General features: G+C 65.0%; 11 protein-coding genes and 2 tRNA genes. 4 read left to right on the top strand and 9 right to left on the bottom strand.

All coding sequences use genetic code 11. The features are described 5' to 3' along the window. Window positions 1-41: 41 nt before the first annotated feature. Window positions 42-743, bottom strand: coding sequence for a TetR family transcriptional regulator (locus tag R4P95_RS18095; protein ID WP_213572634.1), 702 nt, complete (start codon window positions 741-743; stop codon window positions 42-44). 277 nt (window positions 744-1,020) lie between these two features. Further along, window positions 1,021-1,494: a thioredoxin-dependent thiol peroxidase gene (bcp, locus tag R4P95_RS18100; RefSeq protein ID WP_317746387.1), complete on the bottom strand. Its 474-nt coding sequence runs from the start codon at window positions 1,492-1,494 to the stop codon at window positions 1,021-1,023. A 161-nt stretch (window positions 1,495-1,655) separates the two neighbouring features. On the opposite strand from bcp, the gene R4P95_RS18105 reads away from it, so the two are divergent. Continuing rightward, entirely contained in the window at window positions 1,656-1,877 is a 222-nt protein-coding gene (locus tag R4P95_RS18105; protein ID WP_109334997.1) for a DUF3618 domain-containing protein, read from the top strand. A gap of 128 nt (window positions 1,878-2,005) precedes the next feature. Here R4P95_RS18105 and R4P95_RS18110 read toward each other — a convergent pair. Then, window positions 2,006-2,078: transfer RNA gene (locus tag R4P95_RS18110), tRNA-Lys, on the bottom strand. A 289-nt stretch (window positions 2,079-2,367) separates the two neighbouring features. Between R4P95_RS18110 and R4P95_RS18115 the strand changes: the two genes are divergently transcribed. Beyond that, window positions 2,368-3,597 carry an Ig-like domain-containing protein gene (locus R4P95_RS18115; protein WP_213578115.1) on the top strand — a complete coding sequence of 410 codons (1,230 nt, stop codon included), beginning with the start codon at window positions 2,368-2,370 and terminating at the stop codon, window positions 3,595-3,597. 57 nt (window positions 3,598-3,654) lie between these two features. Here the strand turns inward: R4P95_RS18115 and R4P95_RS18120 are convergent. Together R4P95_RS18120 and orn are read right to left on the bottom strand one after the other, a co-directional pair. Further along, window positions 3,655-3,730: transfer RNA gene (locus R4P95_RS18120), tRNA-His, on the bottom strand. A gap of 86 nt (window positions 3,731-3,816) precedes the next feature. Then, window positions 3,817-4,416, bottom strand: a complete 600-nt coding sequence (gene orn / locus R4P95_RS18125) for an oligoribonuclease (protein WP_109334998.1) — start codon at window positions 4,414-4,416, stop codon at window positions 3,817-3,819. 85 nt (window positions 4,417-4,501) lie between these two features. On the opposite strand from orn, the gene R4P95_RS18130 reads away from it, so the two are divergent. Further along, a complete protein-coding gene (locus R4P95_RS18130) occupies window positions 4,502-6,250 on the top strand; it encodes a helicase HerA-like domain-containing protein (RefSeq protein ID WP_317746386.1) in 1,749 nt (582 codons plus the stop codon). Between the two features lie 70 nt (window positions 6,251-6,320). On the opposite strand, the gene cmrA is transcribed toward R4P95_RS18130, so the two are convergent. From cmrA to R4P95_RS18145, 3 genes are read right to left on the bottom strand one after another with little or no spacing between them, the layout of a single operon-like run. Beyond that, on the bottom strand, window positions 6,321-7,124 hold the full coding sequence (cmrA, locus tag R4P95_RS18135; protein ID WP_213572632.1) for a mycolate reductase: 804 nt from the start codon (window positions 7,122-7,124) through the stop codon (window positions 6,321-6,323). A gap of 19 nt (window positions 7,125-7,143) precedes the next feature. After that, window positions 7,144-9,168, bottom strand: coding sequence for an NADPH-dependent 2,4-dienoyl-CoA reductase (locus R4P95_RS18140; RefSeq protein WP_213572631.1), 2,025 nt, complete (start codon window positions 9,166-9,168; stop codon window positions 7,144-7,146). A gap of 11 nt (window positions 9,169-9,179) precedes the next feature. Continuing rightward, window positions 9,180-9,713 (bottom strand): PadR family transcriptional regulator, encoded by a 534-nt coding sequence (locus tag R4P95_RS18145; RefSeq protein ID WP_109328795.1) that lies wholly within the window; start codon window positions 9,711-9,713, stop codon window positions 9,180-9,182. Window positions 9,714-9,832: 119 nt separating this feature from the next. On the opposite strand from R4P95_RS18145, the gene R4P95_RS18150 reads away from it, so the two are divergent. Continuing rightward, window positions 9,833-11,158 (top strand): MFS transporter, encoded by a 1,326-nt coding sequence (locus tag R4P95_RS18150; RefSeq protein ID WP_317746385.1) that lies wholly within the window; start codon window positions 9,833-9,835, stop codon window positions 11,156-11,158. A 30-nt stretch (window positions 11,159-11,188) separates the two neighbouring features. Here R4P95_RS18150 and R4P95_RS18155 read toward each other — a convergent pair whose 3' ends face one another. Continuing rightward, complete coding sequence (locus R4P95_RS18155; RefSeq protein WP_317746384.1) at window positions 11,189-12,040, bottom strand: alpha/beta hydrolase; 852 nt, start codon at window positions 12,038-12,040, stop codon at window positions 11,189-11,191. Window positions 12,041-12,051 lie beyond the last annotated feature (11 nt).

Raw genomic sequence — 12,051 nt, forward strand, 5'->3', positions numbered from 1 at the left:
GGTAGCAGGAGCAACCTGAAAGGCGCAGGGGACCGGAGGGCCTAGCCGGTGGTCGTAGTGGTGCGAGATTCCTTTTCGGCGACGAGCAGGTACGCCACCATCAGCCGTTTCAGCTCGGCGACGGCATCAGCGTGGCTCTGGTCGTCCTGCACCGAGAAGTTCAGCATCGAGTAGACGACGTGAACGAGAACCTCGGCCATCATGGTGCGCCGCTCCCACGTGGTTTGCGGGGTGAGCGGTGCGAGCATCCGCGAGACCTGCTCCGCGAACGCCTTCTCATGGATGGCCCCCGTGGCGCGGGTCGACGGGGTCGACTGCATCGCCAGCCACACCTCGCGTCGTGACGGATCCGACATCCACAAACCGGCCATGTGGTCGACGAAGGCGTTGAGGAAGCGTAGCCAGTCGAGAGACGGAACCTCACCGTTGAACTGCGCGAGTTCGTGTTGAACGCCGACGAGGTCCTGCCTGTTGAGCTCGCACACGATCACATACTTGTTCGCGAAGAACTGGTAGAGCGTGCCGATCGGCACATCGGCACGAGCGGCGACCTCCTCGCAGGTGAACGACTCGAATCCCACATCCACCAGCAATTCCCGCGACGCTGCGAGTAGCGCATCGAACTTGCGGCGACTACGTTCCTGGGTCGGACGTCGGCGGGGCAGGAGCTCCTGCGGGTCCGACTGCTGCTCCAGCGCCGGGTCCACACGGCGCGGTGCTTGCTTGCTGGCTGAAGACTCCACCGCCCCAGGCTATCGGTCTTTGCTCCGGATTCCGAAGACCTGTCCCGGTGGCTCGTCGGGTTTTGCCAGGACGTGGCCACCGATCGGGTGGTTTCCCGGACGAACAATGTGATGGCCCACAAATAGCCGACGGCAGGAATTCCCCCACATCACCACCTGGCGACGAGAGCGACTGAGGCCGGTTGGTGGGCGGCGTTCAACGTCCCCTGAAAAGTCGCACCCGGCCCGCGGCGAGTTCGGGCGTACCACGCCGAAGGCCGGGTGGGACGGAATGCGCTCAGACGGAAAGGTCCCGTCGCAGCTTGGCCACATGGCCGGTGGCGCGAACGTTGTACTGCGCGACCTCGATCTTGCCCTCCTCGTCGACGAGGAAGGTGGAGCGGATGACGCCCTGAACGGTCTTGCCGTACATCTTCTTCTCCCCGAATGCGCCCCACGCCTCGAGTGTGGACTTGTCCGGGTTCGACAGGAGCGGGAATGTCAGTTCCTCGGTGTCGCGGAACTTGGCCAGCTTGGCCGGTTTGTCGGGGGAGATGCCGATCACGTCGATGCCGGCTCCGTTGAGTTCCGCGAGATTGTCGCGGAAGTCGCACGCCTGCTTGGTGCAACCGGGGGTGCTGGCGGCCGGGTAGAAGTACACGACGACCTTGCGTCCGCGGTAATCGGCGAGGGACACCTCGTTGCCGTCGGCATCGGGGAGGGTGAAGGCGGGTGGAGTGTCTCCGGGAGAGAGTCTGCTGTTGTCGGTCACGACATGTCACGCTACCGGGACGGCCCGACACCGGCGGTACATCCAATGGGGGAGACGGAGTCGCGGGTGGCGTGTTCTCGTCTACGGTTGACGCAAGTGTGGGATCTTCGCGTTAGCGTCGCTCTCGCTGATCGAACCATTCGAACAAGTTGGAGGATACGTTGCCCAGGGACACCGACAGCATCGAGCGTGAAATCGAGAACGCGCGCAATCAGCTCGCAAGCACACTCGACGAATTGACGGTCCGCACCAACCCGAAGCGTCTCGTGGAGAACACGAAGCAGACGCTGATCGCGAAGTTCAACGAGCCGGCAGTCAAGTACGGACTGATCGCCGTAGGTGCGGTGGTGGGGCTCCTGGTGCTCCGCAAGGCGCTGCGCTGACCGATTCGTGGTGACGCCGCCGGGACTGTGACCGCACATCCCGGCGGCTGTTCGCTTTTCGGGCGGAACATCAAGCGCAAGAAGAAAGGCCCTCACCTTCCGAAGAAGGTGAGGGCCTTTCCTGCAAGTGCGCCCACAGGGACTCGAACCCCGGACCCAGTGATTAAGAGTCACTTGCTCTACCAACTGAGCTATAGGCGCTCGCTCTTGCGAGACAGAACAGTAGCGGACCGCTTCTCAGGAATGCAAATCGCCTGGTCGACGCCTCGCTTCCCTCCCCGGCAGGAGATACAACCCGTAACAACGGCACCGCTGGTCACGATTGATATTCGAACGTTACTGGCACGCCCGGCGCTTGGTTGGAACCGGTCTCCGGCGGCTGGCATCATTGGAGACCACACGGTCTCGACGTGCTGATTCGTCTCGCGATGGCGAGGGGCGTGCCGGCTTGAACGTGACATCGGAGCGAGGACGTGAAGTGGGGTTAACCATGGGTGTGGGGCGCGGTAGGCGCATGCGTGCGCGATCGGTCTCGAAGACCGCGACAATTGTGGCGGCATCACTCGTATTCGCATTGTCGATCGCGGGATGCACGGTGTCCGACGCCGGCACCGTCACCTCGGAAGGGGAGGCGCCGATCGACTCCAATCCGGTCACCGAGTTGATCAAACCGAAGGTGACCGCATCGGCCACCGACGGAGCTGTCGGCTTCTCGCCGGGCCAGCCGGTCACCGTGTCGGTCGCAGACGGGACGCTGGCCGAGGTCACGATGTACAACCCCGAGGGTGTGCCGGTGGACGGCGCGATCGCACCCGACGGTCTGTCGTGGGTCAATACGGAACCGCTGGGCTACGACAAGGAATACCGGCTCGAAGCCAAGGCGAACGGACTCGGCGGCGCGACCACGTCGACGTCGGTGTTCACCACCAGCGCACCCGGTAACGTCACCAAGCCTTACGTGATGCCTGGCGATGGCGACGTGGTGGGCGTCGGCCAGCCGCTCGCCGTGCAGTTCGACGAGAACATCCCCGACCGACGGGCTGCCGAGGCTGCCATCACCGTCACGACGAATCCGCCCGTGGAGGGCGCGTTCTTCTGGGTCAACAACCGTGAGGTGCGGTGGCGTCCGCAGAACTTCTGGGCGCCCGGCACGACCGTCGATGTCAAGGTCGCCGTGTACGGCCGAGATCTCGGAGACGGACTGTTCGGACAGGAAGACGTCCACACCACGTTCACGATCGGTGACGCTCTGATCGCGACAGCCGATGACAACACCAAGCAGGTCACGTTCGAACGCAACGGTGAAGTGATCATGACGATGCCCACATCGATGGGTAAGGACGACACACCCACCGACAACGGCGTCTACATCATCGGCGACCGGTTCGCGAACCTCGTGATGGACTCGTCCACCTACGGAGTGCCCGTCAACGCTCCGCAGGGGTACAAGACGCCCGTCGACTGGGCCACGCGAATGTCCTACAGCGGCATCTTCTTCCACTCGGCGCCGTGGTCGGTGGGACAGCAGGGCTATTCCAACGTCAGTCACGGTTGCCTCAACCTCAGTCCCGCCAACGCGAAGTGGGTGTACGACAACACCAAGCGGGGAGACATCGTCGTCGTGAAGAACACGGTCGGCGGCACACTGTCGGGCACCGACGGCCTCGGTGACTGGAACATTCCCTGGAACGTGTGGAAGGCGGGCAACGCCAGCGACTGAGTCCCTGGGACTGAACGCATACAAGAAAGCCCCCGGCCGAGGCCGGGGGCTTTCTGTTGGGGTGAGTGACGGGACTCGAACCCGCGACAGCCAGGATCACAACCTGGTGCTCTACCAACTGAACTACACTCACCATGCGCTTTCGGCAGCCACCCGGAGGCGGTTACTTCGGCGAGGAAGATACTAGCGCGTCCGATGCCCGAGAAGCCAATCGGTATGTCAGGCGGGCCCGAGTTCTTCGACGATGGCAGCGATGTCGCTGGTAGACGGGCCGGGGTCGGGCACGAAGGCCGTTTTCCGGTAGTACCGAAGTTCGCGGATCGACTCCTTGATGTCGGCAAGGGCCCGGTGGGCGAGACCCTTTTCGGGCTGCCCGAAGTAGATCCGGGGATACCACCGACGGCACAGTTCCTTGATGGAGCTCACATCGATCATCCGGTAGTGCAGGTAGGTGTCGAGGTCGGGCATGTCGCGCGCGATGAATCCGCGATCCGTCGCAATGGAGTTACCGGCGAGCGGTGCGGTGCCCGCCACGGGAACATGCTCGCGGATGTAGGCGAGCACCTGCTGCTCGGCGTCGGCGAGCGTGACCGTCGACTTACGGACTTCCTCGGTCAGTCCCGAAGTCTGATGCATCTTGGTCACGACATCCGGCATGGCGGCGAGCGCTTCGTCGTCGGCGTGGATGACGATGTCGACACCCTCACCGAGAACGTTCAGCTCGCTGTCCGTGACCAGAGCGGCGATCTCGATCAGCTTGTCGGTACCGAGCCGAAGGCCCGTCATTTCACAGTCGATCCACACAAGTTTGTCCTGCACCAGGAACACAGTAGTCACGTGGGTCACGGGCTAAGGTCTGCGGTGGACACTTTCTCCCGACGTTCGTGATCCGAGGAGGGCTTCGATGACCCAGCAATCGCAGAACGGCGGGGCCGCCCCGACTCCCGCGCAGAAGGCAGAGGCGGCCAGAGCTGCCGCGGTCGAAGCGGCGAGGATTGCCGCCGAGGCCGCGGCCGCCGCGGAGGCGGCGGAGAGGGAAGCGCAGGAGGCGGCGGAGAACGAAGCGCGGAATGCGGCGGCGCAGGGCGCGACTGCCGCACCGCCTCTGTCGGGGCCTGCCGCAGAAATCGCGTCGGGGTACTCGTCGGCCGGTGTAGCGCTCGAGCTCGGTACCGTCCTCGTCGACGGAGTTGTCGATCCCGCGGCCAGGGTCCGGATACCGCTCGCGACGATCAACCGGCACGGCTTGGTGGCCGGTGCCACTGGGACCGGTAAGACCAAGACCCTGCAGGGAATAGTCGAGCAGCTGTCGGGGGCAGGGGTTCCCGTGGTGATGGCCGATGTGAAGGGTGACCTCTCCGGCTTGTCGAAACCGGGAGAGGCGAACGAGAAGATCACCGCTCGAGCCGCCGAAACCGGCGACGGTGACTGGACGCCGGCGGGTTCGCCAGTGGAGTTCCTCTCGTTGGGTACTGAGGGTGTCGGCATCCCCGTGCGGGCCACCATCACTGCGTTCGGCCCGATCCTGCTCAGTAAGGTGCTGGGGCTCAACGCCACTCAGGAATCGACTCTCGGGCTCATCTTTCACTGGGCCGACACGCGCGGTCTGGCGTTGCTCGATCTGAAAGATCTGAGGTCGGTCATCGCCCACCTCACCAGCGACGACGGCAAGGCCGACCTGGCGGGCATCGGCGGAGTGTCACCGGCCACGGCGGGTGTGATCCTCAGGGCGCTGGCCAATCTCGAGGCGGAGGGCGGTGACACCTTCTTCGGTGAACCCGAGTTCGCCACCGAAGATCTGCTCCGATTCGACAGTGACGGGCGAGGCGTCATCACGTTGTTCGAACTGGGCGCGCAGGCCGCCCGTCCCGCCCTCTTCTCCACCTTCCTGATGTGGGTACTGGCCGATCTGTTTCAAACGTTGCCCGAGGAAGGAGATCTGGACAAGCCGAAGCTCGTCTTCATCTTCGACGAGGCGCATCTCCTGTTCACCGACGCGTCGAAGGCGTTCCTGCAGCAGGTGGAGCAGACGGTCAAGCTGATCCGCTCCAAAGGTGTCGGCGTCTTCTTCTGCACCCAATTACCGACGGACGTCCCCAACGCGGTGCTCTCACAACTGGGTGCGCGCATCCAACATGCGTTGCGCGCGTTCACGCCGGACGATCAGAAGGCGCTGAACAAAACGGTACGCACGTACCCGAAGACGCAATTCTATGATCTGGAGAAGGCGCTCACATCCCTCGGTATCGGCGAGGCGATCGTGACGGTGCTCTCCGAGAAGGGTGCGCCGACGCCGGTGGCGTGGACCAGGATGCGGCCACCACGTTCACTCATGGACACCATTGGCAACGACGCCATTCGGGGCGCGGCGGCGTCGAGCCCGCTGGCGCAGAGATACGGTCGGACCGTCGACCGCGAATCGGCGTACGAGAAGCTGAGCGCGAAGGTCGCGGGAGCGCCTGCGACCGATGAGGACATCGATCTGCCATCGCTGCCGGACCTGCCCGCGCCTGCGGAGCCCGACGGGCCGAACATGGCCGAGCAGATTCTGGGAAATCCGGCGGTCAAGAGTTTCTTGAGGTCGGCGGCCTCGGCCGCAGGACGGGAGATTTCGCGCAGTATCTTCGGCACAGGGCGCCGCCGGCGGCGCTGACATCGGCTGCGCTCGGGGCGAATGTACCGTTCAGCGCGGTCGAAGCGTCGAACGGTACATTCGCCGCCATCTAGTTGCCCAACTTCTTGTAGAAACTTCCCACGATCGGCGCCACGACTGCGCGCGGACTGTACTGTCCCGCAACGGACATCGCCTTACTGATGATGCCCGGCACCACACGCATCTTGTTGTCGGCCAAGCCGTCGAGCGACACCTTGGCGGTGTATTCGCTGGAGATCCACAGGAAGTCGGGGACCAGCTTGTCGACGATGGACGCGTCCGCGGGGTCGGGTTCCTCGGTGCGGACCGGTCCCGGGGCGAGCAGGGTCACGCTGACCCCGGAGCCCTTGAGTTCGCCGCGCAGCGATTCGGAGAAGGTGTTGACGAAGGCCTTCGTAGCCGCGTAGGTGGCGTTGTGGGGGATGGGCATGTTGCCTGCCGCTGATCCGACCATCAGGATCGCGCCGGACTTGCGTTCCAGCATGCCCGGAAGTACGGCGAGGGTGAGATCATGAACGGCAACGGCATTCAGTTCGACCTGCGCCCGTTCGTAGGCGGGATCGAGGTCGGCGACCGCGCCGAACGTTGCGATGCCGGCGTTGTTGCACAGCACGCTGATCTTCCGACCGGCGATCTCGTCGACCAGGGCGGAACGTGCGTCACGATCGGACAGGTCGCACGCGCGCACGTCCACCTCGACACCGTGTTCGGCGCGGAGCGTCGCCGCCAACGATTCCATGACTTCGCCGCGCCGGGCGACGAGGATGAGGGAATGACCACGGGAGGCGAGATCCCTGGCCAGCGCCTCGCCGATACCGGACGAGGCGCCGGTGACGACGGCGCGGGCACTGGGGGTGGGGTTCGGCAAACTCACGGTCAGTCAGCGTAGTGCGTCAGATGCGCGCCGCGAGCCGGGTGCCCTGTTCGATGGCGCGTTTGGCATCGAGTTCGGCTGCGACGTCGGCGCCGCCGATGACATGAGTGTTGACCCCGGCGACGGTCAGCTCGTCGACCAGGTCACGCACGGACTCCTGACCTGCGCAGATCACCACGTTGTCGACGGCGAGCGTGCGGGGCTTCTCGCGTTTCTCGCCGAAGGTGATGTGGAGTCCCTCGTCGTCGATGCGCTCGTAGTTGACGCCGGACAACTCGTGCACGCCCTTGTTCTTCAGGGCGGCTCGGTGCACCCAGCCCGTCGTTTTTGCGAGCCCCGCCCCGATCCGCCCGCTCTTACGCTGGAGGAGGTACACCTCACGAGGCGACGGCTCGGGAATGGGCGTGGTGAGGGCGCCGGCCGCGGCCTCGGGTTCGGTGACCCCCCACTCCTGCTTCCATTCCTTCAGGTCGAGAGTCGGTGAGTGCTCGTGGGTGAGAAACTCGCTGACATCCACGCCGATGCCGCCGGCACCGATCACGGCAACCGACTTTCCGACCGACTTCCCACCGCGCACGACCTCGGGGTACGTGAGCACTGTGGGATGGTCGATGCCGGGAATCGACGGAAGGCGCGGGGTGACACCGGTGGCGATCACCACCTCGTCGTAGCGGCCGACGAGATCGACCGCTGTGACGCGGGTGTCGAGCCGGACATTCACACCGGCGAGTGCGAGTTGCCGGTTGTAGTAGCGAATGGTCTCCGCGAACTCCTCCTTGCCGGGGATTTTGCGGGCGATGCCGAACTGGCCACCGATTTCGGAGTCCGCCTCGAACAGCGTCACCGTGTGGCCCCGCTGCGCTAGGCCGAGCGCCGCGGACAATCCCGCGGGGCCGGCGCCCACGACCGCGACGCGCTTCACGGTCCGGGTGGGGGAGAGCGTCAGTTCCGTCTCCCGGCCCGCACGCGGATTCAGCAGGCAGGACACGTGCTTGCGGACGAAGGCGTGGTCGAGGCACGCCTGGTTGCACGCGATGCAGGTGTTGATCTCGTCCGAGTTTCCGGCTTCGGCTTTGCGGACCCAGTCGGGGTCGGCGAGCATCGGGCGGGCCATCGAGATCAGCTGAGCATCACCGCGGGTGAGTATTTCCTCCGCGACCTCGGGCATGTTGATCCGATTGGACGCGGCCACCGGAATGTTCACGTGCTTCTCTAGCTTGCCGGTGATGTCGGCGAACGCCGCGCGCGGCACCGAGGTGACGATGGTGGGGACGCGGGATTCGTGCCAGCCGATGTCGGTGTTGATGATCGTGGCACCGGCAGCTTCCACGTCCTTCGCCAGAGCGACGATGTCGTCCCACGTCTGACCGCCTTCCACGAGATCGGCCATCGACAAGCGGAAGATGATGATGAAGTCGCGGCCCACGGCGGCCCGGGTGCGGCGAACTATCTCGACGGCGATCCGGCGGCGGTTCTCGGGCGTGCCACCCCACTCGTCAGTCCGCTTGTTGGTGCGTTCACACAGGAATTGATTGATGAAGTAGCCCTCACCCGCCATGATTTCGACGCCGTCGTAGTTTGCCCGCTGTGCCAGCCGCGCGCACCGCACGAAGTTGCGGATCTGCCAGCGGACGCCGCGGCCGGTGAGTCTCCGGGGGCGGAACGGGTTGATTGGGGCCTTGATCGAGGAGGCGGAGACACTGAACGGCTGATAGCTGTAGCGGCCTGCGTGCAGGATCTGCAGGGCGATCATGCCGCCCTCGTCGTGCACGGCCTGGGTAATCGCACGGTGCCGCCGTGCCTCCACGCGGTTGGTGAGCTTGGCCCCGAAAGGCAGCAGCCAGCCGGTGCGGTTGGGGGCGTACCCACCGGTGACGATCAGGGCGACACCGCCGCGGGCGCGCTCGGCGAAGTACGCCGCCAGTCGAGGTACGTCCTTGGCGCGGTCTTCGAGACCGGTGTGGATCGAACCCATGATCACCCGGTTCTTCAGCGTCGTGAAGCCGAGGTCCAGCGGGGCGAGGAGCTGGGGAAACTGTGTCATGCGGCGTGTCCTTACTGCGAGAGGGCGTCGAGTACTTCTTGGCACCAGCCGGCGAATCCCTCTTCGACGCGGATGCCGCCGCGTAGGACGAGGTACTGGTGAAGGGCGGTGCCGGAGAGTTGGTCCGGTGCCGGGAAGTCACGTTTTTCGATCATGCGGTAGATCTCGAGCCGGGCAGCGTGGCCGTCGCGGTGCCGGGCGACTTCGGCGGCCAGTGCGGGAATGTCGCCTTGCTGGGCGGCGCGGATCTTGACCGCAAGCTCGTTACGCAGGTGATTCGGTTCGGTGGGCTCGGCGATCCAACGCTGCAACTCGGCGCGACCTGCCGCGCTGACCCGATACACCTTCTTGTCCGGCCTGCTGTCCTGCGCTACGACTTCGGCATCCACCCACCCGGCTTCGTCCATGCGCTTGAGCAGCCGATAGATCTGCTGGTGGGTGGCGCTCTGGAAGAAGCCGATCGATTTGTCGAATCGGCGCGCCAATTCATACCCCGATCCGGAATGTTCGGTGAGGGAGACGAGAAGCGCATGTTCGAGTGCCACGAAGAAAGTATGTATGCAACGAAGTGCCTATGCAACTAAGTGCACACAATCTGCTCGGTGCGAGTGGGACGTTGCGTCGGAGAGCACGAACGACCCGTTCGCTCACATAGGCTCGCGACATGAGCACCGAAGTTCGCCCGCCCGCCGGGATCGGTGAGGCCGCGACGCGCAAACAGGTCGTCGCGTGGGGTCTGTGGGACTGGGGGTCGGCCGCCTTCAATGCGGTGATCCTCACGTTCGTCTTTTCCGTTTACCTCACCGACGCAGTGGGGGAGGACCTCGAAGGATCGATCTCCGCCAGCACCTGGCTCGGGTGGTCGCTGGGGATCGCCGGATTCCTCATCGCGGTGCTGGCGCCGGTCACCGGGCAGCGATTCGACGCCGCAGGCCGGCGCAAGCGCGCGCTCGGTGTCCTCACCTTCGCGACCGTGGCTTGCATGGCCGGCATGTTCTTCGTCCGCGACTCGGTCGAGTACCTCTGGCTCGGTCTGGCGTTGCTCGCTGCCGGTTCGGTGATCTTCGAGCTCGCCGGTGTGCCGTACAACGCCATGTTGCGGCAGGTGTCGACGCCGTCGAATATAGGTCGGGTGTCCGGCTTCGGTTGGGCAATGGGCTATTTCGGCGGCATCGTGCTTCTTCTGGTGTGCTACTTCGGCTTTATCGCCGGTGACGGGGACACCCGCGGAGCACTGGGGTTCACCACGGACGGTGGCCTGAACATCCGGATGGTGGCGCTGCTCGCGGCGATCTGGTTCGCCGTCTTCGCGATACCTGTTCTACTGAAGGTTCCCGAACTGCCGCGGCCCCAGGTCGATCCGGGCGCCGACAAGGCCGGTTTCGTGGAGTCGTATCGGATTCTCTGGCGAGATCTACGCAGCCTCTGGTCTGCCGACCGCCGCACCGTGTACTTCCTCGGCGCCAGTGCGCTCTTCCGCGACGGACTGGCCGGGGTGTTCACGTTCGGTGCGGTCCTCGCCGTCAATGTCTACGGCATCAGTGCCGGCGATGTGCTGCTGTTCGGTGTCGCGGCAAATATCGTCTCCGCCGTCGGCGCACTCACGGCAGGCCGCTTCGACGACCGGGTGGGTCCCAAGACGGTCATCGCGGCGTCGCTGGCCGCGATGATCGTCGTCGGCATCATCTTGACGTTTGTGTCCGGACCGGGGATGTTCTGGATCTTCGGTCTCCTGTTGTGCCTTTTCGTGGGACCCGCGCAGTCCTCGTCGCGCACGTTCCTCGCGAGAATAACGCCGCCCGGCCGCGAAGGGCAGATGTTCGGTCTGTACGCGACGACCGGACGCGCGGTGTCGTTCCTGTCGCCGACGCTGTTCGGACTCTTCGCGTGGTGGTTCGGCGCGGACCGGGCCGGGATCCTCGGTCTGCTGATCGTGCTGGCCCTCGGACTGGCGACCCTGACCGTGGTGCGTGCTCCGGAGCGGAGCTGACGCCTCCCGCGTCAGCTCCCGAGGCGATTATCAGCCAGTGGCCATTCCGGCCCGCTGAAGTATCGCCTTGGCGAGGTCGTCGGGGCACTGCTCGGGGATCCAATGCGTCGCGTCGTCGAGGACGACGAACTCGTATGGTGCGTCCACGAACTCGCCGCACTTCTCAGCTCCGGCGCGGCCCAACGCTGTGTCGCCGGTACTCCAGACGTAGGTGGTGGGGACGGTGACGGCGGGGGTCTGGTCGAAATCTCTTGTCATTGCCCGGTACCAGTTCAGGGCTCCGGTGAGCGCCCCTGGCTCGGTGAGAAGTGCGACATGCCGGTCGACGAGTTCGGGCGGGACGACATCGCCGAACATCGCCCGCAGCGACTGCGCGTTCTCGCGCAGGAGCACATGTTCGGCCTTGCCCTCCATCCGCAGCAGGCGAATGTAGGACGACCGTTCTTTCTGGTCGGCGTCCTCGCGCAGCGCCCAGCCGAAGGCGCCCGGATGAGGCACCGAAACGGTCGTGAGTGAGGTGATGCGGCCGGGGTGTCGCGCCGCCACGACCCACGCAACGACGGCGCCCCAGTCATGGCCTACGAGATGCGCCGTCTCGAGGCCGAGTGCGTCCAGGAGAGCGATGACGTCCCCGACGAGGTGGTCGATGCGGTAGGCGTCGGTACCCTCTGGCCGCGCACCAGCCGAATATCCACGCTGATTCGGTGCATAGGTTCGCATCCCGGACTGTGCGAGGAGGGCGGAGACCGGCGTCCACGACGCAGCGCTTTCCGGAAACCCGTGCAGGAGAACGGCTGCTTCGCCGTCGGAAGGGCCGTTGACGGTGACGTCGAAGGTCAGGTCGCCAATGGGGATGGACACGTGTTCGGAGGTTGGCAGCATGCCCCCACCGT

The organism is Rhodococcus sp. IEGM 27, from assembly GCF_033142305.1.
Taxonomy (GTDB): domain Bacteria; phylum Actinomycetota; class Actinomycetes; order Mycobacteriales; family Mycobacteriaceae; genus Rhodococcus_F; species Rhodococcus_F oxybenzonivorans.